23 protein-coding genes are annotated in these 23,165 nt (G+C 59.8%); 11 read left to right on the top strand and 12 right to left on the bottom strand.

Annotated elements, in window-relative coordinates; genetic code table 11:
• Positions 1-14 precede the first annotated feature (14 nt).
• The 3 genes from EXN68_RS09210 (at position 15) to EXN68_RS09220 (ending at position 5,126) form a co-directional block, all read left to right on the top strand.
• On the top strand, positions 15-3,410 hold the full coding sequence (locus EXN68_RS09210; protein ID WP_142840519.1) for a hybrid sensor histidine kinase/response regulator: 3,396 nt from the start codon (positions 15-17) through the stop codon (positions 3,408-3,410).
• Positions 3,407-4,336: a response regulator gene (locus EXN68_RS09215; protein ID WP_142840520.1), complete on the top strand. Its 930-nt coding sequence runs from the start codon at positions 3,407-3,409 to the stop codon at positions 4,334-4,336. The genes EXN68_RS09210 and EXN68_RS09215 overlap by 4 nt, the downstream gene beginning before the upstream one ends.
• A gap of 268 nt (positions 4,337-4,604) precedes the next feature.
• Positions 4,605-5,126 carry an AAA family ATPase gene (locus EXN68_RS09220; protein WP_142840521.1) on the top strand — a complete coding sequence of 174 codons (522 nt, stop codon included), beginning with the start codon at positions 4,605-4,607 and terminating at the stop codon, positions 5,124-5,126.
• Positions 5,127-5,154: 28 nt separating this feature from the next.
• On the opposite strand, the gene EXN68_RS09225 is transcribed toward EXN68_RS09220, so the two are convergent.
• The 7 genes from EXN68_RS09225 to EXN68_RS09255 form a co-directional block, all read right to left on the bottom strand.
• Positions 5,155-5,871 carry a polysaccharide deacetylase family protein gene (locus EXN68_RS09225; RefSeq protein ID WP_142840522.1) on the bottom strand — a complete coding sequence of 239 codons (717 nt, stop codon included), beginning with the start codon at positions 5,869-5,871 and terminating at the stop codon, positions 5,155-5,157.
• Between the two features lie 142 nt (positions 5,872-6,013).
• Positions 6,014-7,132 carry a branched-chain amino acid ABC transporter substrate-binding protein gene (locus EXN68_RS09230; RefSeq protein WP_142840523.1) on the bottom strand — a complete coding sequence of 373 codons (1,119 nt, stop codon included), beginning with the start codon at positions 7,130-7,132 and terminating at the stop codon, positions 6,014-6,016.
• Between the two features lie 117 nt (positions 7,133-7,249).
• A complete protein-coding gene (locus tag EXN68_RS09235; protein ID WP_142840524.1) occupies positions 7,250-7,603 on the bottom strand; it encodes a DUF6867 family protein in 354 nt (117 codons plus the stop codon).
• 169 nt (positions 7,604-7,772) lie between these two features.
• Positions 7,773-8,501 (bottom strand): ABC transporter ATP-binding protein, encoded by a 729-nt coding sequence (locus tag EXN68_RS09240; protein ID WP_142840525.1) that lies wholly within the window; start codon positions 8,499-8,501, stop codon positions 7,773-7,775.
• Positions 8,501-9,391: an ABC transporter ATP-binding protein gene (locus tag EXN68_RS09245; protein ID WP_142840526.1), complete on the bottom strand. Its 891-nt coding sequence runs from the start codon at positions 9,389-9,391 to the stop codon at positions 8,501-8,503. The genes EXN68_RS09240 and EXN68_RS09245 overlap by 1 nt, the downstream gene beginning before the upstream one ends.
• Positions 9,391-10,788 carry a high-affinity branched-chain amino acid ABC transporter permease LivM gene (gene livM / locus EXN68_RS09250; RefSeq protein WP_142840527.1) on the bottom strand — a complete coding sequence of 466 codons (1,398 nt, stop codon included), beginning with the start codon at positions 10,786-10,788 and terminating at the stop codon, positions 9,391-9,393. The genes EXN68_RS09245 and livM overlap by 1 nt, the downstream gene beginning before the upstream one ends.
• 4 nt (positions 10,789-10,792) lie before the next feature.
• Complete coding sequence (locus EXN68_RS09255) at positions 10,793-11,695, bottom strand: branched-chain amino acid ABC transporter permease (RefSeq protein WP_142840528.1); 903 nt, start codon at positions 11,693-11,695, stop codon at positions 10,793-10,795.
• Positions 11,696-12,028: 333 nt separating this feature from the next.
• Between EXN68_RS09255 and cysQ the strand changes: the two genes are divergently transcribed.
• The 4 genes from cysQ (at position 12,029) to EXN68_RS09275 (ending at position 15,144) form a co-directional block, all read left to right on the top strand.
• Complete coding sequence (cysQ, locus tag EXN68_RS09260; RefSeq protein WP_142840529.1) at positions 12,029-12,817, top strand: 3'(2'),5'-bisphosphate nucleotidase CysQ; 789 nt, start codon at positions 12,029-12,031, stop codon at positions 12,815-12,817.
• A gap of 315 nt (positions 12,818-13,132) precedes the next feature.
• The gene (locus EXN68_RS09265; protein WP_142840530.1) at positions 13,133-14,173 is read left to right on the top strand and encodes a DUF2793 domain-containing protein; all 1,041 of its coding nucleotides are present in this window, start codon (positions 13,133-13,135) and stop codon (positions 14,171-14,173) included.
• A gap of 191 nt (positions 14,174-14,364) precedes the next feature.
• Complete coding sequence (gene sciP / locus EXN68_RS09270) at positions 14,365-14,640, top strand: CtrA inhibitor SciP (protein ID WP_004430042.1); 276 nt, start codon at positions 14,365-14,367, stop codon at positions 14,638-14,640.
• A 222-nt stretch (positions 14,641-14,862) separates the two neighbouring features.
• Complete coding sequence (locus EXN68_RS09275; protein WP_142840531.1) at positions 14,863-15,144, top strand: GNAT family N-acetyltransferase; 282 nt, start codon at positions 14,863-14,865, stop codon at positions 15,142-15,144.
• Positions 15,145-15,382: 238 nt separating this feature from the next.
• Here the strand turns inward: EXN68_RS09275 and EXN68_RS09285 are convergent, their stop codons facing one another.
• Together EXN68_RS09285 and EXN68_RS09290 are read right to left on the bottom strand one after the other, a co-directional pair.
• Positions 15,383-15,586, bottom strand: a complete 204-nt coding sequence (locus tag EXN68_RS09285; protein ID WP_142840532.1) for a DUF1059 domain-containing protein — start codon at positions 15,584-15,586, stop codon at positions 15,383-15,385.
• Between the two features lie 285 nt (positions 15,587-15,871).
• The gene (locus EXN68_RS09290) at positions 15,872-16,222 is read right to left on the bottom strand and encodes a flagellar export protein FliJ (RefSeq protein WP_003491821.1); all 351 of its coding nucleotides are present in this window, start codon (positions 16,220-16,222) and stop codon (positions 15,872-15,874) included.
• A gap of 479 nt (positions 16,223-16,701) precedes the next feature.
• On the opposite strand from EXN68_RS09290, the gene ctrA reads away from it, so the two are divergent.
• Positions 16,702-17,406 (top strand): response regulator transcription factor CtrA, encoded by a 705-nt coding sequence (gene ctrA / locus EXN68_RS09295; RefSeq protein ID WP_003491823.1) that lies wholly within the window; start codon positions 16,702-16,704, stop codon positions 17,404-17,406.
• Positions 17,407-17,545: 139 nt separating this feature from the next.
• Positions 17,546-18,061, top strand: coding sequence for a GNAT family N-acetyltransferase (locus tag EXN68_RS09300; protein ID WP_142840533.1), 516 nt, complete (start codon positions 17,546-17,548; stop codon positions 18,059-18,061).
• Positions 18,062-18,133: 72 nt separating this feature from the next.
• Here the strand turns inward: EXN68_RS09300 and EXN68_RS09305 are convergent, their stop codons facing one another.
• The 3 genes from EXN68_RS09305 to chpT all read right to left on the bottom strand — a co-directional run bounded on the left by EXN68_RS09305 (position 18,134) and on the right by chpT (position 20,559).
• Positions 18,134-19,180, bottom strand: coding sequence for an alpha/beta hydrolase family protein (locus EXN68_RS09305; RefSeq protein WP_142840534.1), 1,047 nt, complete (start codon positions 19,178-19,180; stop codon positions 18,134-18,136).
• A gap of 119 nt (positions 19,181-19,299) precedes the next feature.
• Positions 19,300-19,827, bottom strand: a complete 528-nt coding sequence (locus tag EXN68_RS09310; protein WP_142840535.1) for a GNAT family N-acetyltransferase — start codon at positions 19,825-19,827, stop codon at positions 19,300-19,302.
• 84 nt (positions 19,828-19,911) lie between these two features.
• A complete protein-coding gene (gene chpT / locus EXN68_RS09315; RefSeq protein ID WP_142840536.1) occupies positions 19,912-20,559 on the bottom strand; it encodes a histidine phosphotransferase ChpT in 648 nt (215 codons plus the stop codon).
• Positions 20,560-20,810: 251 nt separating this feature from the next.
• Here chpT and EXN68_RS09320 point away from each other — a divergent pair, with 251 nt between their 5' ends.
• Together EXN68_RS09320 and EXN68_RS09325 are read left to right on the top strand one after the other, a co-directional pair.
• Positions 20,811-21,407, top strand: a complete 597-nt coding sequence (locus EXN68_RS09320) for a DUF1134 domain-containing protein (RefSeq protein WP_052818233.1) — start codon at positions 20,811-20,813, stop codon at positions 21,405-21,407.
• A gap of 314 nt (positions 21,408-21,721) precedes the next feature.
• The gene (locus tag EXN68_RS09325; protein ID WP_142840537.1) at positions 21,722-22,957 is read left to right on the top strand and encodes a coiled-coil domain-containing protein; all 1,236 of its coding nucleotides are present in this window, start codon (positions 21,722-21,724) and stop codon (positions 22,955-22,957) included.
• Positions 22,958-23,165 lie beyond the last annotated feature (208 nt).

Consider the following 23,165-nt stretch of genomic DNA (forward strand, 5'->3'; position numbering starts at 1 on the left):
GGCGCTCGATAGGCATGGCCGCACGGCAACGCATCATCCCCGTCAGGCGCGAATATAACCGCTGGGTCGCCAACCAGACGCTGGAAGATTATGCGCTGCGCTTCACCGCCAAAAGCGCCCGGCAATTTTCCTCCAACCGCATTTCCCACACCGCCATTGGCGCGATTTCCTTTCTGGCGCTGGAAGCCATCGGCGGGGCGATCACGCTCTCCTACGGCACCACCAATGCCTTTTACGCCATCTTCGCCGCCGCCATCGCCATGCTCGCCGTCGGCCTGCCGATCAGCCGTTATGCCATCCGCCACGGCGTCGATATCGATCTTCTGACGCGCGGCGCGAGCTTCGGTTATATCGGCTCCACCATCACCTCGCTCATCTACGCCGCCTTCACCTTCATGCTCTTCGCCATCGAGGCGTCGATCATGTCCGGCGCGCTGGAACTGGCGCTCGGCATTCCCTTGTGGATCGGCTACATCATCTCCGCCGTCATGGTCATTCCGCTCGTCACCCATGGCGTGAGGCTCATCAGCCGCTTCCAGATCATCACCCAGCCCTTCTGGATCATTCTCAACATCCTGCCCTTCATCTTCATCGCCTTGATGGACTGGGAAAAATACGATCTCTGGCGCGCCTTTGCCGGCATCCACCACGCCTCGGGGCCATCAGGCACGGTGGCGGATTTCAATCTGGTGGAATTCGGCGCGGCCTCCGCCGTCATTCTGGCGCTGATGTCGCAGATCGGCGAACAGGTGGATTTCCTGCGCTTCCTGCCGGCCGAAGGCCAGAGCCGCCTGCGCCACCGCATCGCCGTCTTTCTGGCCGGCGCCGGCTGGGTGGTCGTTGGCGTACCGAAGCTGCTCGCCGGCTCGTTCCTCGTGGTCTTGACCTTCAGCTCTGGCGTTTCGGTGGATCGCGCCGCCGATCCGGCGCAGATGTATCTCACCGCCTTCGGTTACATGATCCCCAACGAGACCGCCGCCATGCTGCTGATGGTCGCCTTCGTGGTCGTCTCGCAGCTGAAGATCAATGTCATGAATGCCTATGCGGGTTCGCTCGCCTGGTCGAACTTCTTCTCGCGGCTTACCCACAGCCACCCCGGCCGCGTCGTCTGGCTGGTCTTCAATGTGGCCATCGCACTGCTGTTGATGGAACTCGGCATCTACCGCCTGCTGGAAGAAACGCTCGGCATCTTCTCCATCATCGCCATGGCGTGGCTCTGCACCATTTCCGCCGATCTTTTCATCAACAAGCCGCTTGGCCTTGCCCCGCCAGGCATCGAATTCAAGCGCGCCCATCTTTACGATATCAATCCCGTCGGCGTCGGCTCCATGGCGCTTTCGGCCACCATCGCGCTCATGGCGCATTTCGGCACCTTCGGCCCACTTGCCGCCTCGCTCGCACCCTATCTGACGCTCATCGTCGCTTTCATCGCCTCGCCGCTGATCGCATGGGGCACGAAGGGCAAATTTTATCTCGCCCGCAAGCCGCGCCAGAAATGGCGGGAAGAAAGCAGCATCACCTGCTCCATCTGCGAACACCCGTTCGAGCCGGAGGATATGGCCTGGTGTCCCGCTTATGCCGCGCCGATCTGTTCGCTCTGCTGCTCGCTGGACAGCCGCTGCCACGACATGTGCAAGCCGAAGGCGAAGCTGAACTATCAGGTCGCGACCGTCGCGAAATCCTTCCTGCCCGCACAACTGGTAGCAAAGCTCGCCACCCGGCTCGGACGTTACGGTATGGCGGCCGCTATTGCCGTCACCACCATCGGCGGCATTCTCGCTCTGATCGCCCATCAGGTCGGCACCGCCTCGCCGGCAACGGCCGATGTCGTCAACCGCACCATCCTCATCGTGTTTTTCGTCTTCGCCGTCATTGCCGGCATCGTCTGCTGGTTCCTCGTGCTTGCCCATGACAGCCGCGTCGTGGCGGAAGAGGAATCTTCCCGCCAGAACACGCTGCTGCTCAAGGAAATCGCCGCCCACAAGAAGACCGATGCCGCCCTTCAGGACGCCAAGGAAACCGCTGAGGCCGCCAACCGCGCCAAGAGCCGTTATGTCGTCGGCCTCAGCCACGAATTGCGCACGCCGCTCAACGCCGTTCTGGGTTATGCCCAGATTCTTGAACGCGACGACACCATTCCCCCTCCGCGGCAATCGGCCATCAAGGTCATTCGCCGCTCGGCCGATCACCTGTCGGGCCTGATCGACGGGCTTCTCGATATTTCCAAGATCGAGGCAGGCCGCCTGCAGGTCTATTCCAACGAGATCAATATTCAGGACTTCCTCGACCAGATCGTCGATATGTTCCGCCCGCAGGCGCAGGCCAAGGGGCTGGAATTCCGCCATGAGCGCACCGCAGCTCTGCCGCAATATGTCCGCACCGATGAAAAACGGCTGCGCCAGATCCTCGTCAACCTGCTCTCCAATGCCATCAAATTCACCGATGAGGGAGCCGTTACCTTCGATGTCGCCTATCGCAGCCAGGTGGCAAGCTTCACGGTGTCCGATACCGGCCGTGGCATTGCCGAAAAGGATCTTGCCCGCATTTACGAGCCCTTCCAGCGCGGCGAGGCGGAAAGCGTGCGCCCGATGCCCGGCCTCGGCCTTGGCCTCACCATCACACGGCTTCTAACCAACACGCTCGGCGGCGAGATTTCCGTTTCCAGCGAAAAGGATGAGGGTTCCACCTTCCGCGTCCGCCTGATGCTGTCAGCCGTCCACCGGCCAAGCACCGCACCCGCGCCGGAAAAAACCATCCGCTCCTATTCCGGCCCACGCCGCACCATCGTCGTGGTTGACGATAATGAGGACCACCGCGAGCTGATGCGGCAGGTGCTCTCGCCGCTCGATTTCGTGGTGCTGACGGCCCAGAGCGGCCCCGAATGCCTGACACTGATCGAAGGCGTGAAACCAGACCTCTTCCTCATCGATATTTCCATGCCCGGCATGAGCGGCTGGCAACTCGTGACGAAGCTGCGCGAAGCCGGCCAGACCGCGCCGCTCCTCATGCTCTCGGCCAATATCGGCGACGGCACCGTGGCGGGCGCTGGCGAGGACAATCACAACGACGCCATCGCCAAGCCGGTCGATATCCGCCACCTTTGCGACAGGCTCGCCGTGCATCTCGGGCTTGAATGGATTTACGAGGCGGACCTGCCCCCGGCACCCGCACCGCAGCCAAAACCGCAAATCATCCATCCCGGCGCAATCCATATCAAGGATTTGCAGCAGCTCGGCGAAATCGGCTACATCCGCGGCATAGAGGCGAAACTCGCCGATCTCGCCCGCAACACGGATAACCTGCCTTTCACGCAGGAGCTTGGCACCTATGTGCAGGCCTTCGATCTGGCCGGTTACACGCATTTTCTCAAACGGTTTGCGGATAAAGACACGGGAGACGGCAACGCATGAGCGCTCAGGCAACAGCGGCTCCAAGAGACATCGTCCTGCTGGTGGATGACAGCCCGGAAGCGCTCGGCTTCCTCACCGATGCGCTGGAACAGTCCGGCTTTTCGGCGCTGATCGCCACCTCGGGACAGGCCGCGCTCAACATTGCCGAACGCATCACGCCCGATATCATCCTGCTCGACGCCGTCATGCCCACAATGGACGGTTTCGAGACCTGCCGCCGGCTGAAGGCCAATGCGGCGGTGGCGCAGGTGCCTGTCATCTTCATGACCGGGCTGACCGAGACCGAACATGTGGTGCGGGCGCTCGAATCCGGCGGTGTCGATTATCTGACCAAGCCGATCAACATCGATGAGTTGCGCGCCCGCATCCGCGTGCACCTTTCCAATGCCCGCTCGGCCCAGAGCGCCCGCGTGGCGCTCGACGCCGCCGGCCGCCATCTGCTTGCCGTGCGCGCCAGCGGCGCCATCCACTGGTCCACACCGCAGGCGACCCGGCTCGTCAACGCCGCCACCGGCCGTGACGACGGCATGGAAACCGTCGTCATCCATATCGGCCGCTGGCTCGCAGAACGGGCGGCAGCGGAAACCGGCCGCGACATGCCGCTGACAATCACCGAGGCCGGACGCCCTGCCCTGCAACTGTCTTTCCTCGGCGCCATGGGGCCGGATGAATTCCTCTTCCGCCTCACCGCCGCCAGCGAGAAATCCGACGACCACCTGTTGCGCGAGCATTTCTCCCTCACCGCGCGGGAATCGGAAGTGCTGCTGTGGATCGCCAAGGGCAAATCCAACCGCGATATCGGCGATATTCTCGGCCTTTCCGCGAGAACGGTGAACAAACATCTGGAACAGATCTATGTGAAGCTCGGCGTCGAAAACCGCGCGTCGGCGGCCGTCAAGGCGGCGCATGTTCTGCATCAGGGGTGAATTTCCTCGCGTGATGCGTTAGGCTGCTGCTGACATCCCGCAGAGCAGCCAATTCCGGACGAGCGGCGGCCGCTTGTTTCTTCTCCCCGCCGGGGAGAAGTCCGCGGCAGCGGGATGAGGGGGCAAGCCCTCCGAAGTCCGGCAACCTAGCCCCCTCATCCGACCCTTCGGGCCACCTTCTCCTCCTCGGGGAGAGAAGAAACTCGCGGCAAACCACCACCCAAAATCACCGTCCGATCCGCTGAACCCAACACAGGAACAAACACCCATGAACCGTTTCATCCTTTCCGGCTGCTCCGGCGGCGGCAAATCCACCCTGCTTGCCGAGCTATCCCGGCGCGGTTTTGCCACTGTCGAGGAACCCGGCCGCCGCATCGTCATCGAAGAAACCCGCAACAACGGCACCGCCCTGCCGTGGATCGACATCGAAGCCTTCGCCCGCCGCGCCATCGCCATGGCACTCGAAGACCGGCAAAAGGCGCCGCCGGATGGCCTCGTCTTCTTCGACCGTGGCCTGATTGACGCGGCCTCCGCGCTGCGCCATGTCAGCGGCGATGCCTTCATCGATACATTGCGCCATGCGCATCGCTACAACAGGCTGGTTTTCCTCACCCCGCCCTGGCCGGAAATCTACCGGGGCGATGACGAGCGCCGGCACGATTTCGATGCGGCGGTCGAGGAATACGAGCGTCTGCTCCACGACTATGACGCGCTTGGCTACGACACCGTCGTGCTCCCGAAATCGGGCATCGCAGAACGTGCAGACTTTATCCTGACGCGGATCGGCTGAACCGCACCTGCACGCAGCAACACTGGCCTCAGCGACTGTCCAGCAATTGCGAAACGGTGACGAACTCAAACCCGCGTTGGCGCAGACCGTCGATGATCAGGGGCAAGGCCTGCCGGGATATTTCGCGGCTTCGATACATGACATGCATGATGATGATCGAGCCATTTTGCGTTTGCTCGATCACATGTTTCGCAAAAGCAGCAGTATCCCCGGCGACTTCAGGAAACGATTCCGGCTCGACATCCCACATGATGGTTTTCCGTTCATGCCGGGAAAGATACCAGGGCAAAGTCAGCAGCTTCTTGCCATAGGGCGGGCGGAACATGATCTCGCCTTCATAACCCGCCGCCCGAATGGCCGTATCGGTGCGCTCGATTTCCTCACTTATGCGCTCCGTCCCCATCAGCGTCATGTTGGAATGGGTAAAGCTGTGGTTGCCGACCTGATGTCCTTCGCCGACGATCATACGCGCCTGCGGCAGGTTTTCTTCGGTCTCCCTGCCCGTCAGGAAAAAAGTCGCCTTCACTCCGCGTTCCCTGAGGACCGCCAGAACACCCTGCGTGAAGCCCGCCGAAGGTCCGTCATCGAATGTCAGCGCCACCAAGGGCTTTGCTGTTTCGACCCGGGCGACGATGGTTCCGAATGATTGCACCGTTCGCGATTTGCTGAAGAGGTGCAGGCCGAAGAGCACCGCCGCCAGCGCAGTCAGACCAAGGAACAGAAACAAGGCCCGCTTTATCGTCATTGCTGCCCCTCATCGCAGTTTCGCGAGATGTTTGTTTCGCGCCTTGTTGTCTCCAGTGTGGCGGGCCATGGCGATAAGACATCGTCGCAAACAAAAAAGCCCGGCATCGCTGCCGGGCTTCGATCGTGTAACGCAGAAAGGCTTAGCTGCCCTGCTGGACGTAGGTGAACTTGCCGTCCGCGCCCTTCTTCCACTCGTACATGACGTAGCCGGGAAGCTTCGGATCGCCCTTCTCGTCGAAGGAGATGTCACCCAGTGCAGTCGGGAAAGTACCGGACTTCAGGGCTTCGGCAACCTTTTCCGGCTCAACGGAACCGGCGGCCTTTGCCGCGCCTGCGATCGACTGCAGAGCTGCATAGGAGTAGAGCGTGTAGGCTTCCGGATTGAAGCCGGCGGCCTTGAACTTCTCTACCAGTTCCTTGTTTTCCGGGCGCAGCGTCGGATCGGGGCCGAAGGTGTTAAGCGTGCCTTCGACGGCGTCACCGGCGATGGAAGCCAGTTCGTTCGAGACGATGCCGTCACCCGAGATCAGCTTCGCCTTCAGGCCCTGATCGGCCGCCTGGCGGATGATCAGACCGGCTTCGGTGTGCAAGCCACCCCAATAGATGACCGAAACGCCGGCTTCCTTCATCTTCGAAATCAGCGCCGAGAAGTCCTTGTCGCCGACATTGACGCCTTCATACATGACTTCCGTCAGGCCGGCGGCATTGGCTGCCTTCTTGGTTTCATCGGCAAGGCCCTGACCATAGGGGGTCTTGTCGTGAATGACGGCGATCTTGGCGTCCTTGAAGTGGTCGGCCAGATACTTGCCGGCAATGCCACCCTGCTGGTCGTCACGACCGCAGGTGCGGAAGGTGTTCCACAGGCCACGCTCGGTAAAGACCGGGTTGGTTGCGGCCGGCGTCACTTCGAGAATGCCATTTTCGGCATAAACTTCGGAAGCCGGAATGGAAACGCCGGAGTTGAAGTGACCGATGACGAATTTCACGCCGTCGGCAACGAATTTATTGGCAACCGAAATACCCTGCTTCGGGTCGGATACGTCGTCACCCAGCACGATCTTGATCTGCTCGCCATTGATGCCGCCGGCGGCATTGATGTCTTTCGCAGCCTGTTCGGCACCCTTCTGGATCTGAGCGCCAAAAGCAGCGTTCGGGCCGGTCAGCGGTGCGCCGACAGCGATCACGACATCGGCCCAGGCCGAACCGCCGAAGGCGACCATGGCGGTCAGCGCGACAGCGGAAAGAAGAGACTTCTTCATTACTTTACTCCCAGTTCCTTGGATGGGTTGATTGCAAGGACCTGTTCGGTACCCACCTTAACCGAACAGAAACCGTTCCACTCTGACGAGCATTGTGCAGCCGGAAAAATCCGCCTGTCAATCTTTCTTCTTGTAGGAAAATGCCGACGTGCGATCGTAAAGCCAATAGTAGTTATTGACCATCTGGCTTGTCCGGCGCATGCGGAAACCGATGCTGGAAAAGACCAGAAGAAGAACGACGTCAAACACGTAATAAAAGCCGTTGATGAACGGCCCGTTGAAGAGCGCGTGATGCAGGAAGCGCATCACCAGCCCCAATGCCAGCGTATAGATTACCACACGCGTATAATCGCCCCAGCCATCGGCCACGGATTTGCCCGTGCGCCACGCCGTCCAGAAACCCAGAAGAACAACCAGTGCGCGCAGAACATAACGCACGCCGCTATCCGTCTCGAAAAAAAGGCCCTGCATCTCTTTCCCCATCAGTGCCGGGCGAAAATGCCCAGGCCCTGCCTTGTCTGTCGTCCCGCCGTTTGCCGGTGGGCATTTTATTGTTTGCGTCCCGCCCTGATCCCGAAGAATTCGGCTGAACACCGTGTGCAGTTTTGCGCCGCAAAATTTGCGGCGCAAGTAAAATCTTTCAGTGCCGTCCGCCTTCCAGATAAGCAGCGCGCACCTGCGGATCAGCCAGCAGTTCCTTGCCCGAACCGCTCATCGTCACCTTGCCGTTGACCATCACGTAAGCGCGGTCGGAAAGCTTTAGCGCGGCAAAGGCGTTCTGCTCCACCAGGAAGACGGTCAGCCCTTCCTCCTTGTTGAGTTTCTTGATCGCCTCGAAGATGCCCTTGACGATCAGCGGCGCGAGACCCAGCGACGGTTCATCGAGAAGAAGCAGCTTCGGCCGTGCCATCAGCGCGCGGCCGATGGAGAGCATCTGCTGCTCGCCGCCGGAAAGCGTGCCGCCGCGCTGGCTCTGGCGTTCCTTCAGGCGCGGGAACATCACGAAGATCTTCTCGACGTCTTCCTTGAAATATTTCAGGTTGTCGAGATTGGCGCCCATCTGCAGGTTTTCCAGCACCGTCATGCGCGGGAAAATCCGCCGGCCTTCGGGCGACTGGGCAATACGCTTGCGGGCGATGAGGTGCGTCGGCAGCTGCGTAATGTCCTCGCCGTCGAAGATCACCTGGCCGGCACGGGCCTGCGGGCTGCCGCAGATGGTCATCATCAGCGTCGACTTGCCGGCGCCATTGGCGCCGATCAGGCTGACGATTTCGCCCTTGTTGACTTCGACATCGACACCGGCGAGCGCGCGGATATTGCCATAATAGGTTTCGACACCCTGGACTTTCAGAAGCGGTTCACCGGACATCAGGCCGCTCCTCCGTCGAGTTCTTCCGCAATCACGTCTTCCACTTCATCATCCTCGACACCCAGATAGGCGGCGATGACCTTGGGGTCGTTCTTCACATGGTCCGGCGTGCCGTCGGAAATCTTCTGGCCATATTCCAGAACCACCACATGGTCGGAAATCTGCATCACCACGGACATGTCATGCTCGATGAGGAGCAGCGACGTGCCCTCGTCGCGGATGCCGCGCAGCAGCGTGTTGAGCGCCAGCGATTCCTTCGGGTTGAGACCGGCGGCCGGCTCGTCGAGGCACAGCAGCTCCGGCCCCGTGCACATGGCGCGGGCGATTTCCAGACGACGCTGCGCGCCATAGGGCAGATCACCGGCCGGGTCGTCGGCGCGGTCGGTCAGATCGGCCTTGTCCAGCCAGTACTTGGCTTTTTCGATCGAGCTCGCAACCGCCTTTTTATAGGCGGGCAGGCCAAGAAGACCGAGGATGGTGTAACCCGAGGCCTTCATCAGCGCATTGTGCTGCGCCACCAGCAGGTTTTCCAGAACCGTGAGGCCCGAAAACAGGCGGATGTTCTGGAAGGTGCGCGCCACCTTGGCCTTCTTGGTGATTTCGAAATCCGGCAGGCGCTCGAGAAGATGCGCCTCACCGCTTTGCTGGCGCATGGTGATCATGCCCATCGTCGGCTTGTAGAAGCCGGTGATGCAGTTGAAAACCGTGGTCTTTCCAGCGCCGTTGGGGCCGATCAGCGCGGTGATCTCACCGCGCTTTGCCTCGAAGGAGAAGTCGTTGATGGCCATCAGGCCGCCGAACTTCATCGACAGATGTTCGACCTTGAGGATCGTGTCGCCAGTCGTATTGCCAGTCGCATTGGATGTCATGTTCATCGTTCCGGAAGCCATCAACCGTGACCTTCCTTGGTAAAGCTGCCGGACACGGCCTTGCGTTCCTTGAGGAAGGCCGTGGGTTCACGCGAGCCGACGAAGCCGCGCGGCTTGAACAGCATGACGATGACCATGGCGAGGCCGAACAGCAGCATACGATAGAGTTCCGGCGTGAAATCAGGCCCGAAGATGTGCTTCAGGAATTCCATTTCACGCAGAAGCTCCGTGCCGCCGACCATGACGAGGGCGGCAATGGCAATACCGGTCAGCGAGCCCATGCCGCCAAGCACGACGATGGCGAGGATGACGGCGGATTCGAGGAAGACGAAGCTTTCCGGCGACACGAAACCCTGACGCGCGGCGAAGAACGAACCGGCGAAACCGCCGAACATCGCGCCCGTCGCAAAGGCGGTGAGCTTGGTGATGACGGTATCGATACCGAGCGAACGGCAGGCGATTTCGTCCTCACGCAGCGCTTCCCATGCACGGCCGATCGGCATGCGGCGCAGCTTGATCGTGACGTAGGCCGTCAGCATGCACAGAAGCAGGATCACATAGAACAGGAAGATCTTGTAATAGGCCGATGACATCGACAGGCCAAACGCCTTGGCGAAGTTGTTCGGCGCACCGACATCGAAGGACCAGATGCCGAAGACGGAAGCCTTGGCGATGCCGGAAATACCGAATGTGCCCCTCGTCACATCTGTCCAGTTCAGCAAGACGAGACGGATGATTTCACCAAAGGCGAGTGTTACGATCGCCAGATAGTCGCCGCGAAGTCTCAGGACCGGGAAACCGAGGATGATGCCCCAGAAGCCGGCAAGAATGCCGGCAAGCGGCAGAAGCACCCAGAAGGACAGGCCGAACTGGCTGGACAGCAGCGCGTAGGAATAAGCACCGACCGCATAAAAGGCCACGTAGCCGAGATCGAGCAGGCCGGCCAGCCCGACGACGATGTTGAGGCCCCAGGCCAGCATCACATAGATAAGGATCTGGATGCCGAAATTGTCCACGAACTTCAACGAACCCTGAAAACCGAACAATTGCACTGTTATAACAGGGTAAAGCAGCAACAGGACGAGCGCCAGCTTGAGGAAGTGCTTATGGAAAAAGCCCTTCTTCTCGGAGATTTCCAGAATACCGGTTTTTGCCTTGGCAAGCCTGCGACGATCCATCGATGGCTTGAAGAAGCCGACCACGAGGAAACGGCCAACGGCGGCGACGGCGACGAAGATCGCCAGCAGCCCCCAGCGGGTGCCCCAGATCAGCTGGTTATTGATATCCTGATAGGTGATGATGCCGATATAGAGAATGAACATGCCGAACGAGACGACGCCGGCAATCAGCCCCTCCTTCACCGCCGTTGCCATCAGGCTCGGGCTGGAAGCGGCATTTTCGGAAGCGATATTGGTCATGGGATCACACCTTCTCGACTTCCGGACGACCGAGAATACCGGTCGGCTTGAAGATCAGCACGAAAGCCAGGATGCCGAATGCCGCGACATCCTTGTAGGCGATGGAGAAATAGGCCGACCACAGCGATTCGATGAGGCCGATCAACAGACCGCCGAGAACGGCGCCCGGTAGCGAACCGATACCGCCGAGAACGGCCGCGGTGAAGGCCTTGACGCCGGGAACGAAACCGTCGCTGAACGAAGCCACGCCGTAATACATCAGATACATCGTACCGGCGACGGCGGCCAGCGCAGCGCCCATGATGAAAGTGATGGAGATCGTCCTGTCGACATCAACGCCGAGCAGGGCGGCCATCTTGCGGTCCTGTTCGGTGGCGCGCTGCGCCCTGCCGAGCGGGGTCTTGTTGACGATGTACCAGAAGGCGAACAGCAGCACCGAAGTAACGACCATGATGATCAGCTGCTTCAGCGATACGGTGATGGCACCGAAATGATAGCTTTCCGTCACCATTGACGGGATCGGCTTGTTGCGCGGACCCTGGGTGACCTGGATGAAGTTTGACAGCGCGATCGACATGCCGATGGCGGTGATCAGCGGTGCAAGACGGAATGAGCCGCGCAGAGGCCGGTAGGCGACGCGCTCGATCACCCAGTTCCACAGGCCGGTCATCAGCATGGCGACGACCATCATCAGAAGCAGAAGAAGCGCCACCGGAATGCCGGCGAAAAATGATGTTGCAATCAAAAAAACGATCAGCGCGGCAAAGCCGCCAAGCATGAAAATATCGCCATGGGCGAAGTTGATCATGCCGATAATGCCATAAACCATCGTATAACCGATAGCGATGAGGCCATAGATCGATCCAAGAGTCAGCCCGTTGATGAGCTGCTGGATAAAATACTCCATGTCTTTCCCCCGGGTATGGCCTCAAATGGGCCACGCCTCGTTATGTTAATTATTGGGGGAACCCCTGCGAGTATCCCCACTCCCAAAATGCATATCGTGTTCGTTAAAAATGTGAAGTCAAAAACGGGCGATCCTGCACAAAATTTGGAATTTCCACATGGACTGCCCTTTTCCCGGTCAAAAGAGCCATGATTTTGGCAGGAAGTGCTGAAAAAATGATGCCGGAATGCTTATTTTAGTCTTGTCTACCGCCATTATTTGACGGGCGACGGGCAAAGGAGTAGCGACATTGAGGATCGAAAGATCCCGGCACGGGATGGCAACGGCAAAGAGATGATCGACATATTGACGAAAGCGGCGCTGGACGCCGGGCAGGCAATCATGGCGGTCCATCGCGCCGGCCCGCACGTGTCTTACAAGGATGACTGCTCGCCGGTGACCGAGGCCGATCAACGCGCCGAAACGATCATTCTTGCGGCGCTGGCCGCGCATTTTCCAGACATTCCCGTGATCGCCGAAGAGGCTGTCTCAAACGGCATCCTGCCGGAGACCGGCATGGAGTTCTTCCTCGTTGATCCGCTTGATGGAACCAAGGAATTCATCTCCGGCAAGGACGACTTCACCGTCAACATCGCGCTTATCCGCAACGGCGCTCCGGTTGCCGGCGTGGTTTATGCCCCCTGCCGTTGGCAGGCATGGACGGGTGAAGGCAACAAGGCGGAAAAGCTCGCCATTTCCGGCGAGGGAGCGATCCTGTCGCGCCACCCCATCCGTGCACGCCAGCGCGGCGCAGCACCCGTGGCGCTGATCAGCCGCTCGCATTGCACGGCGAAGACGGAAGCCTTCGTGGCCGAACACGGGCTGAAAGACTGCATTTCCGTCGGCTCCTCGCTGAAATTCTGCCTGCTGGCCGAAGGTGCCGCCGATATCTACCCCCGCTTCAGCCGCACCATGATGTGGGACACAGCCGCCGGCGACGCCGTGCTGCGCGCTGCCGGCGGGCGAACGCTCGATTGCGAAGGCCGGCTGCTTGCCTACGCGGTAAGGGGCGATGGCGAGGATGCGCTGGCCAATCCGGATTTTATTGCTGAAGGCGCAATGGCGGTGGAAATCGCGGGATAACCGACGAGATGATTGGGCAGGTTTGTTCGCTTTGGCGTATGCGGCTTCACCCCCCTCTGCCCTGCCGGGCATCTCCCCCTCAAGGGGGGAGATCGACTCGAGGCAAAGCTTCGGCCATCTCGACATTTGAGAATGAAGCGGAAGTAGCGCTTCTTGCTGATCTCCCTCCTTGTGGGGGAGATGCCCGGCAGGGCAGAGGGGGGTAAATTCCACCCACCAACGCCAACAAAAAATAATCTCATCCCCGCGCATCCCCACCCCGCCCAACCGCATCAAACTCTCTCGCAAACGATACCCGAGCGCGAAAGAGACACCATGACGGACCAGACGGCGAGACTTCACCTTCCCTATATCCTGCCCTCACAGGCACAGAAGCACGTCACCCACAACGAAGCCCTGCAAAGGCTGGATGCGGTCGTGCAGCTCACCATCAAGGCCACGGTCTCCACACCGCCCGAAAATGCGGCGGAAGGAGACTGCTTCCTCCTCTCCGCGGATGCCACGGGCGATTGGGCCGGCAAAGGCGGAAGGCTCGCCTTCCGGCAGGATGGCGCGTGGCTCTCGATCACACCGCAGCCCGGCTGGACGGCCTGGTTTGCCAGTGAGGACAAATACCGCATCCTGCGCGACGGCGTCTGGCGCGACATGCCGTTGCCCGCCGCCGGCCGGATGGAAAGGCTGGGCATCGGCACGGAGGCCGACACGGCCAACCGTCTGGCACTCGCCTCCCCCGCCAGCCTCTTCACCCATACGCCGGAAGACGGCAGCCATCGGCTGACGGTCAACAAGGCGGGAAAGGCCGATACCGCCTCGCTGCTGTTCCAGTCCGGCTGGAGCGGCCGGGCGGAAATGGGGCTTGCCGGTCATGACGGGTTCTCAATCAAGACCAGTGCGGACGGAACCTCCTGGCACACGGCACTCCTGTGCAGCGGCGACGGCCGGGTCTCCATGCCCAATCGTCCGCTCGTCGTCGCCGGCCTGCCGGCGGGCACAACCAAGCCCGCCAACGGCTCTGCGGCGGGCTTCTCCCTGCTGTTCATCGCCGAGGGCGGCTTTGCGCTTGGCGATGCCGTCAATGGCGGCGGGCGTGAACTCGTCGTTCCAGCAAAAGGCCTCTATCTCGCGGTATTGGCGCTTGCCGTCGCATCTTCCTCCGGCCACCGGGTAACGCTGTTCGTGAACGGTGCGGCGACCAGCTTCAGCATCGCCGGCAACGCCTCCGCCACCGGCACCCAGCAGTCAGCCACATCCATCCTTCCGCTCAATGTCGGCGACCGATTGCGGCTGCAGCATGAGGGAACGGCAGAATTTGCCCAGGGCAGCGGGAAAACGTGCCTTTCGCTTGCGGCGCTTTGATGGAAACAACCGGCGAGTGAGAAAAATTGCGATTTTTGGAAAAATTTTTTCCCGGCAAAATAAGGCGACTCGAACAAATCAGGCGAAACCGTTCAAATTCTTAATAAATTGTCACGACCTGCTTAGGCAATTTTTAAAGGTACGGGGCTAAAGTTCCCGTCATATGGTCTTGAGTTTGTATAGAGTGTCCAATGACCGAAATGATACGCCCACGAGTTAAATATGTCATCGGCCCCGATGGCAGCCCTCTGACGATCGCGGATCTTCCGCCTGCCAATACCCGACGCTGGGTCATTCGCAGAAAGGCGGAGGTGGTTGCAGCGGTACGCGGAGGACTGTTGAGCCTCGAGGAAGCCTGCGAGCGTTATACGCTCACCGTTGAAGAATTCCTGTCCTGGCAGTCCTCGATCTCCGATCATGGCCTTGCCGGCCTGCGCACCACGCGCATTCAGCAATATCGCCACTGATATTGCGCTGGCGCGGTAACGCGCCCAGACCGAATTATCAAAATGCTCCGTCGGACTTTCGACGGAGCATTTGGTTTGATTTCGGATTTCCCCGCACAGCATGCCAGTCTTACGGTAAAATGATTGTCGCCGGTTTGTGTCCGCTGCGTTCGCTTTCCCGCTGTTTCAATTCAGGCGCAAGCCGTTACAGTGGCCAATACGAACAGCAAGGAGGCGCACATCATGGATATCAAGACAACCGAAACCGGATCGCACGGCGAATATTCGGCAACCGTCGATGGCCACAAGGCCGAGATGACCTATTCGCGCACCTCCCCCACCCTTATCATCATCGATCATACCGGCGTGCCCGATGCGCTGCGCGGCCAAGGCGTCGGCCAGGCGCTCGCAGCCCACGCAATTGATGAGGCCCGCAAGGGCGGCTGGAAAATCATTCCGCTCTGCCCGTTTTTCAAGGCCCAGGCGCTGCGCCATAAAGAATGGGCGGATGTTATCCAGGGGTAAGGCGGCTTTATCTTCTGTCTGAGGGCAGAATGATCGCAAGCGTCGCCTCATGTTTCTTCTCCCCGCCGGGGAGAAGGTGGCCCGGAGGGTCGGATGAGGGGGCAACGCTAGCGATAAACTGAGAGCTTGCCCCCTCATCCCGCTGCCGCGGACTTCTCCCTGGCGGGGAGAAGAAACACGCGGCTTACGCCCGATCCCTCACGGCCGTTCCAAATATCGCGTCATTCATAAATGCGCGTCACGCCACCTTCAGCGGCGGCGTTCCCGCATGCATGCTGTGGCGGACCTCCTCGCGAAATTCAGGCGTATCCTTGGCCCCATGCACAGCCACGGCATGGTGCACCGCTGCCTCCATCAATTCTTCCGGAGAATCGGCGGAGATGGCGATCGTGCATTTGCTGTCACTGGGGAATTCGCGGCAATCAATATATTGGCGGGCCATTTTTCCCTCCCTGCCATAGCCGTCCGCGCCCGCTTGAGGCGCGCACGCAAAGCCTCCGGCTCACGGTCGGAACCCGCTTAAATTACGCCTTTCCCCATACCCGGACAATAAAAATCCGGCGCCGCCGTCCCGCGGAAAGACACGGGGTACCCCGCCAAAACAAAAGGCCGCCCTCAAAGGGCGGCCTTTTAAAAAAATGCATGTCATCCCGTCATTGAAAGCCGCCTCCTGATCCACCGGCAGCCGTCAATGAGGACGATCATTCGTCCGATTATACGCCTGATGTCAGGCGCGGGCGCGGATTGCTCCGTCGCGGTTTTCGAGGGCAGCGGCCTTTTCATATTCGGCCTGCACTTCTTCCAGCGAAGCTTCGGCGGCTTCCTGCTGGGCCTTCAGTTCCCGGATCGAGACCTGAAGATTATCCGCCCGCTGGCGCGCGGCCTTGGCAAAGGTCGGATAGGCAAAATGTGTCGGATCGGTAATGCCCGACTTGCTCTCTTCCAGCGAGATCTGATGCACCAGTTCCTTTGCCATCCGCTCGAATTCGGACATCATCTGCTGCAGCTGGTTAAGCTGCCGGCGTTTTTCATTGACCTGAAATTCCTTCAGGCGAACCAGGCTGTCACGCGACTTCATACGCAATACTCCATGGATAGCGAGACCCGGATCAAAAAGGCACTATGCCACTCTGATCGGCCCGTTTAACCCGCCCGTCACTCCGCAAAGGTTAACTCCTGTGCCGGAATGATTCTTAAAAGTTACCCGACGTTAATAAAAAACCACCGTCGTTAACCTTTCGTTTACGGGCATCGTTAATGATAAACACGATCATTTAAGGGTCGGTAAATGCCAGGTCCAAAAAATGGGCCAGACGATGTGAGAGTCGATTGAATCACTTAGCGGGAAATCCTCACGTTAAGCTTCAATTTTGGCGATGGTGGATTCACGTGCAAAAACAGAGAAATGCCTTCTTTGCTTAATAAATTCGATACACCTTGCCAAAGGCAATTAGAATTTGTTAACCATTTGGTGGCAGCCTGCAAATCAGGCAACGTCTGGATCCGCATCGCGCGAGGCAATGTTTTACCGGTTCGCGGGCGGCAAAGGGGATAATTATGCGGGTTCTACTGATTGAAGACGACAGCGCGACAGCGCAGAGCATTGAACTGATGCTCAAGTCGGAAAGCTTTAACGTCTACACGACCGACCTCGGCGAGGAAGGCGTGGACCTTGGCAAGCTCTACGATTACGACATTATTCTTCTCGACCTCAACCTGCCTGACATGTCGGGTTATGAAGTGTTGAGAACCTTGCGCCTTTCCAAGGTCAAGACGCCGATCCTCATCCTCTCCGGCATGGCCGGCATCGAGGACAAGGTGCGCGGCCTCGGCTTCGGCGCCGACGATTACATGACAAAGCCGTTCCACAAGGACGAGCTTGTTGCCCGCATTCACGCCATCGTCCGCCGTTCCAAGGGCCATGCGCAGTCGGTCATTTCCACCGGCGAGCTGATCGTCAATCTCGATGCCAAGACGGTTGAAGTGGGTGGCCAGCGCGTTCACCTGACCGGCAAGGAATATCAGATGCTCGAGCTGCTTTCGCTGCGCAAGGGCACGACGCTGACCAAGGAAATGTTCCTGAACCACCTTTATGGCGGCATGGACGAGCCGGAACTGAAGATCATCGACGTCTTCATCTGCAAGCTGCGCAAGAAGCTGGCAAATGCCGCAGGCGGCGCAAACTACATCGAAACCGTCTGGGGCCGCGGCTATGTTCTGCGCGAGCCTGACGGCGCCACGGAATTCCTCGAAACCGCCTGATCTCCTATAAGAACAGGACAGTTTTAAAAGACCCGCTGGCGACAGCGGGTTTTTTGTTGTGCGTCAAAGCCGAAACACGCCCGCTTCATTCAGACGCAACAGAAAGCGCATATTGGCACTCCCAAAAAGGACCAATGCCATGAACCACCCTATCCCGACCCTTAAAACCCAACGCCTGACATTGCGCCCGCAGACCATGGCGGATTTCCCCGCTTATCTGGCCTTCATGACATCACCACGCTCCCTCGGCGTCGGCGGCCCCTACGACCTGCCGTCGACATGGGGTGTGTTCTGTCACGATCTGGCCAACTGGCACTTCTTCGGCCACGGGGCGCTGATGATCGAGCTTGATGAAACGGGGGAATGCATCGGCCAGGTCGGCATCAATCACGGCCCGCTATTTCCCGAAAAGGAACTGGGCTGGCTGCTTTATGACGGGCACGAGGGCAAAGGTTATGTCGCCGAAGCCGCCATAAAGCTGCGCGGCTGGGCCTTCGAAACCCTGAGGCTGCCGACACTGGTGAGTTACGTATCGCCGCAAAACAGCAAATCGGCAGCCGTCGCCAGGCGAATCGGTGGTTCTGCCGACCCATCCGCGCCGCGCAGCGACCCGGAAGATCTCGTTTTTCGATATTACCCGCTCAACGCCGCTTGAAGGATCGAGGCGCTGCGGAGAGCCGAAAGGTTTCCGCAAGGCGTCCCCCCAACTATCGGGCGGACAACCCTCCTAATGCAGTTTCTCCTTGAGAAAGCCGCCGATTGTCTCCGCGATTTGTGCGTGGATTTCAGCCCGGCCCCTGCCCCCGCCATCCCGGCAGACGAAACCTTCGCCCGGTGACATCTCTTCGACGATTTTTTCGCCATTGGGCTTGCACAGCTGCATGAAGCTGAAGTGGCTGGCATCCGGTATCTCCCGATAGACCGTCGTGGTTTTTGGCAGATGCCGGGCGATGTAATCGGAATCGGCCCTGATCGCGGCGATCTCAGGCGTTTCCACACCGGCAGCCAGAACCAGAACCGGCACATCCACTCCCTCAAGCGTTTCCGGCAGAAATCCGGCGGCCGGGCCGAGATCGAGCGCAATGGCCGCGCGGATGCGGATATCCCGCAAATCCATCGAAAGGCGCGGATCGGCCTTGCCACCGCCGACGATGCCGACCTTGGCCAGCAGCCGCGGCGCCTTGCATTGCGGTGGCGCTTTCCCCGCATTGCAGTCCTTCAAGGCGAGTTCGGCGCTATAGCGGCCTCCCACCAGTTCCATCGCGGTCCAGCCGCCAAGCGAATGGCCGATGACGGCGATGCGCGTCCTGTCGATCTCGCCGGCCAGCCGATCATCATCAAGAAGTGCCGTCAGCGTTCTGCCGATATCGCGTGGTCGTTCCCATAAAGGGATGACCTCGGCTGCATTTTCTTCGGTAAATGATTCGCCCTGATGATCCGGCGCAGCCACGACATAACCGTCCTGCACAAGTTCTCCGGCAAGCCAGTTCAGATTGCGCCAGCTTCCGCCAAACCCGTGCGAGAGCAGAACGAGAGGGCGGGAACCGAGCGGAAAGGAAGCACCCGGTTGAACCTGAAGGCCGTAAAAGGCGGCGTTTTCACCCACCATCTCCGTTTTTTCCGATGGAATGGCCGGATACCATAATGAGACATTGAGCGCTCTTGCACCTGCATCATCAGGCAATTTGATCTGCCTGAAACCGATAGTGCTTTCCGCCATCGCGGCGGGAGCAAGGGAGAAGATGACAATTGTCGCCAGAAGGAAATTACGCATGAGATGCTCCAGGAGTTGATATGCACCAACCCCTTGGCTCAAACCGCCGCTGCCCGAGACCTCAAACGGGTTTCAGGACGGACTGAAACACGATCAAGGCAGCGCCTTCACGCAATCGTCTAAACCTCAGTCACACGTTCGAAAAGCCGGATCGGGGATTTGCGGAACGTCGTTTCGCGGAATGGCCGAAAGCCGAATCGGGCAGCGATGGCCAGTGAAGGGCTGTTCAGCGGATCGATCATGCAGACGGTCCGTTGCGAAATTCCGCTGCCGTCGAACCAGCCGGTCACGGCTTCCACGGCCTCGGTCGCGACACCCTTGCCGTTCAGTGCGGCATCGATCTTCCACATTGCCTCGGGAACCGTGTCAAAATCAGCGCCATGTCCGCGGCGCATATGGGCAAAGCCCACTTCGCCGACGATGCGTCCCGTGGCGCGCTCTTCCACCACAAAGGGACCAAATCCATAAACGGACCAATGGCCGATGAAGCGCAAAAGGCGGGCGAAGGCGAGTTCCGCATCCAGCGGCGCAATCGAGGCCAGCCCCTCGATCGGTGGAACATCCGCCTGCCAGAAAGCGCGGTAAAGCGCTTCATCCCCGATGGCCTGTGGCCGAAGGATGAGACGGGCTGTTGTCAGACGAACCATGAACGTGCTCCCCAAAACGAAAAAAGGCCGGCGCGTCGGCAGACGCAGTCCCGGCCTTTTCGTAAAATCACATCCGCAAAGCGGTCACTCGGCGATCGTCTTTGCGGTAAAGACGATGCGGTCTTCATGCACCTTGTATTCCACCGCCATATTGGCCTCTTCCGCCAGAAGCAGCGTGTAATAGGGCTGCACGGAATGGGCGTCGACCGCCTCTTCCAGCCGTCCTTCGTAAATCTCCACGAACTTGGCGGGAACGCGCATCATCCGACCCTTGACGGTGATTTCGAACTTGGCGTCTCCGTCGGGGCTTTCCAGCAGCACATCCACATTGCCGCCGCGCGGGATTGCGCCATAAGCGACAAGGAAGAGGTTGAGCAGAAGTTTGACACGATTTTTCGGAACGATAGCGCGCGGACCGTTCCAGCTGACTTCAGCCTTCTTTTCAGCCGCGGCGAAATCCTGCGCGGCCTTTTCGGCCTCGCCGGTATCGATGGAAGCACCGGCGGAACCGGAGGCGCCGAAAGCGAGCCGGGCGAACTTCAGCCGCACGGATGCGTTAAGGGCTGACGTGCGGATGAGATCGAGCGCATCGTCATCCGTGCCGCCTTCGTCCAGCAATTCGAGGCCGTTATTGATGGCACCGACAGGAGAAATCACATCATGGCACACGCGACTGCACAGAAGAGCCGCCAGATCGGGACCGGACAGCGTGATATTGAGTTTGCTCGTCATAAAATTCTCTCCTGCGCAAGGGAGGCGCGGACGGTGTGGAAATTGTTAAGCCATAATGACACCATATTTGGTAAACCGATTGTTAATAGGATGGTTTCAAAATGCCAAATGCCTTAACAGGCCACATTGGAGCCCCGTGTATCCGTTAGGACGCACGACAGATGCTGTAGAACTTTGACTCTACGCATCGGCCCTTGCGAAAATCGATTCGGTTTTTCGGGCTGATGCGTTAACGAAACAGACGGACGGACATGACGATGCGCCTTACGAAAACCCGCACCATTGCACGCCTCGGACTGGGAAAGATTTTCGCGCTCCTTGCGAGCCTCTTGATGTGGGTCGCACCGGCCTTTGCCCAGACCAGCGATCAATATTCCATCCAGGAAGTCGTGGATGCAGGCCACGGATTCTTCGGTGAAACCACCGGCGGCCTTGCCAAGGTGGTGGAGCGCGCCTTCCAGCAATACGGACTTCCGAACGGTTACATTCTTGGCCAGGAAGGCTCCGGCGCCTTCGTTGCCGGCCTCACCTATGGCGAGGGCACGCTTTATACCAAGAATGCCGGCCAGCACCCGGTTTTCTGGCAGGGCCCGTCGCTCGGGCTGGACTATGGCGGTCAGGGTACCCGCGCCATGATGCTGGTCTATAATCTTCCCTCCGTCGATGCGCTTTACCGCCGTTATGGTGGCGTCAGCGGTTCCGCCTTCATCGTCGCCGGCGTCGGCATGACCTATCTGAAGAGCAGCGACGTGACACTCGCCCCCATCCGCACCGGCATCGGCGCGCGCCTCGGCATCAATGTCGGTTACTTGAAGCTCACCCAGCAGCCGACCTGGAACCCCTTCTGATTCGCTGAAGTCGAGGTGCAGCGGAGCCAACCGTGGCATATAGGACGGGAGATTGCGGCGGGTTTTTTCTCCCCGCCGGGGAGAAGGTGGCCCGAAGGGTCGAATGACGGGGCTAGCTCTCCGTATATCGCGACCGTTACCCCCCTCATCCCGCTGCCGCGGACTTCTCCCCTCGGGGAGAAGAAACAAGTGGCGCCGACACCGCCTGTGCAATTGCCGGGAGACCCCTCCCCACGGTTGCAATAATAGCGTAACGTGCTTTCGCGCTCCTCTTTCCGAATGCGCGCGTATCTGAGTTTCGGAGACTGTCCCGCGTGATCGAATATGCCATTCTTTTCGGATTGGGTTTTCTCACCGCAACCCTGCTGGCCCTGTTGATTGCACCCGCGATCCACCGCCGCATCGTCGCCTATACGGAAAACCGCCTGCGCGCGACCATGCCCATCAGCCCGCAGGAAGTCCGCGCCCAGAAGGATATGGCGCGTGCGCTTTACGCCGCCGAAAACGCCAAGGTCCGTCAGGAACTGGATACCGAGCGGGAGAAAAACACCTCGCTGCGCCTCGCCAACGAGGCAGCTTCCAGCGATGCCTATCGGCTGGGCGAACAGAACCGCAGCTTTTCGCTGAAAATCGAAGAGCTGACGCTGGAGATCGGCGAACTGCGCGCCGCCCTCGATACCAGCGAGGAACGCGCCGGTGCGATTGCCGCAAGCCTCACGCAACAGGAACAGGCCGCCAACGAGCGCGCCGCCCAGATGTCTGATCTTACCGCCCGTCTCACCAATCTGACGCGCGAACTGGATGATTCGAAAATCACCGCCGCCACCCGCGATCTGGAGGCCGAGCAGGCAAAACAGAGCGCCACGCGCTTCCGCAAGGAAGGCGAGACCGCCACCCGCGAATTGCAGGATGTGGCGGCCCGCAACAAGGAAGCCATGACGGCGGTTGCGCGCGAAAGCCGCAAGGTCACCCGACTGGAAGACCAGGTCGCTACCGTGATGGCGAAAAATGCCGATCTCGATACGATGCTGACGCTGCGCAATCAGGAAGTCGCCCGCCTCAAGGAACAGCTTGCGGCAACCGGCGGCCGCAGCAACGACATGATCATTCGCCTGCCGAACCCCGCCGTGCCGGCCGAGACACCGGCGAGCCAGTTGCAACCGGCACCCCCTGCCCCCGCCGCCGCGCCCCAAACGGCACCCGTCGTTACGGAGGAGCTGGCACAGGCGGTGGCCACAGATGAGGCCGCAATCTCCCCCGTGGCTGAGCCGACCACACCCTCGCCGGAAGGTCTGGAGCAGGAAATAGAAGATATCCGCAATCAGGGCACGGCGCTCACCGAACGCCTGCTGAATGTGCGCGGCACCGGCAATGACGGACCAATCCGCCGCGAAATCGCAAGGATCGCCGCAAGGATGATTGCACTGACGGCGGCGCAGGAGGGTGAGAAATCGCCTATTCCGGGGTTGCTGGCCAAGGCTTCCGCTTCGTCTGCGCGGGAGAGCCTTGCGACGCGGGCGGGTGCGTTGATGGGGAAGCGGGAAGGGTGAGGGCAGAGTTTGCCGCTTCACCCCCCTCTGCCCTGCCGGGCATCTCCCCCACAAGGAGGGAGATCGGCAAGACGCACTACAGCCACTTCATTCTTAAATGTCGAGATCGCCGAATTCACAAACGTTGAGATGGTCGAAACCTCGCCGCGTATCGATCTCCCTCCTTGTGGGGGAGATGCCCGGCAGGGCAGAGGGGGGTGAAGCGGCA

It is taken from the genome of Martinezella rhizogenes, assembly GCF_007002745.1.
GTDB lineage: Bacteria > Pseudomonadota > Alphaproteobacteria > Rhizobiales > Rhizobiaceae > Agrobacterium > Agrobacterium cucumeris.

Excerpts from the sequence above, each read along its gene's own strand:
- chpT (WP_142840536.1), bottom strand. The coding sequence starts at position 20,559 with ATGACGAGCAAACTCAATATCACGCTGTCCGGTCCCGATCTGGCGGCT.
- EXN68_RS09225 (WP_142840522.1), bottom strand. The coding sequence starts at position 5,871 with ATGACGATAAAGCGGGCCTTGTTTCTGTTCCTTGGTCTGACTGCGCTG.
- EXN68_RS09285 (WP_142840532.1), bottom strand. The coding sequence starts at position 15,586 with ATGGCCCGCCAATATATTGATTGCCGCGAATTCCCCAGTGACAGCAAA.
- EXN68_RS09300 (WP_142840533.1), top strand. The coding sequence starts at position 17,546 with ATGAACCACCCTATCCCGACCCTTAAAACCCAACGCCTGACATTGCGC.
- EXN68_RS09245 (WP_142840526.1), bottom strand. The coding sequence starts at position 9,391 with ATGGCTTCCGGAACGATGAACATGACATCCAATGCGACTGGCAATACG.
- livM (WP_142840527.1), bottom strand. The coding sequence starts at position 10,788 with ATGACCAATATCGCTTCCGAAAATGCCGCTTCCAGCCCGAGCCTGATG.
- EXN68_RS09210 (WP_142840519.1), top strand. The coding sequence starts at position 15 with ATGGCCGCACGGCAACGCATCATCCCCGTCAGGCGCGAATATAACCGC.
- EXN68_RS09320 (WP_052818233.1), top strand. The coding sequence starts at position 20,811 with ATGACGATGCGCCTTACGAAAACCCGCACCATTGCACGCCTCGGACTG.
- EXN68_RS09255 (WP_142840528.1), bottom strand. The coding sequence starts at position 11,695 with ATGGAGTATTTTATCCAGCAGCTCATCAACGGGCTGACTCTTGGATCG.
- EXN68_RS09275 (WP_142840531.1), top strand. The coding sequence starts at position 14,863 with ATGGATATCAAGACAACCGAAACCGGATCGCACGGCGAATATTCGGCA.
- EXN68_RS09290 (WP_003491821.1), bottom strand. The coding sequence starts at position 16,222 with ATGAAGTCGCGTGACAGCCTGGTTCGCCTGAAGGAATTTCAGGTCAAT.
- EXN68_RS09235 (WP_142840524.1), bottom strand. The coding sequence starts at position 7,603 with ATGCAGGGCCTTTTTTTCGAGACGGATAGCGGCGTGCGTTATGTTCTG.
- EXN68_RS09220 (WP_142840521.1), top strand. The coding sequence starts at position 4,605 with ATGAACCGTTTCATCCTTTCCGGCTGCTCCGGCGGCGGCAAATCCACC.
- EXN68_RS09310 (WP_142840535.1), bottom strand. The coding sequence starts at position 19,827 with ATGGTTCGTCTGACAACAGCCCGTCTCATCCTTCGGCCACAGGCCATC.
- EXN68_RS09265 (WP_142840530.1), top strand. The coding sequence starts at position 13,133 with ATGACGGACCAGACGGCGAGACTTCACCTTCCCTATATCCTGCCCTCA.
- sciP (WP_004430042.1), top strand. The coding sequence starts at position 14,365 with ATGACCGAAATGATACGCCCACGAGTTAAATATGTCATCGGCCCCGAT.
- ctrA (WP_003491823.1), top strand. The coding sequence starts at position 16,702 with ATGCGGGTTCTACTGATTGAAGACGACAGCGCGACAGCGCAGAGCATT.
- EXN68_RS09305 (WP_142840534.1), bottom strand. The coding sequence starts at position 19,180 with ATGCGTAATTTCCTTCTGGCGACAATTGTCATCTTCTCCCTTGCTCCC.
- cysQ (WP_142840529.1), top strand. The coding sequence starts at position 12,029 with ATGATCGACATATTGACGAAAGCGGCGCTGGACGCCGGGCAGGCAATC.
- EXN68_RS09240 (WP_142840525.1), bottom strand. The coding sequence starts at position 8,501 with ATGTCCGGTGAACCGCTTCTGAAAGTCCAGGGTGTCGAAACCTATTAT.
- EXN68_RS09230 (WP_142840523.1), bottom strand. The coding sequence starts at position 7,132 with ATGAAGAAGTCTCTTCTTTCCGCTGTCGCGCTGACCGCCATGGTCGCC.
- EXN68_RS09215 (WP_142840520.1), top strand. The coding sequence starts at position 3,407 with ATGAGCGCTCAGGCAACAGCGGCTCCAAGAGACATCGTCCTGCTGGTG.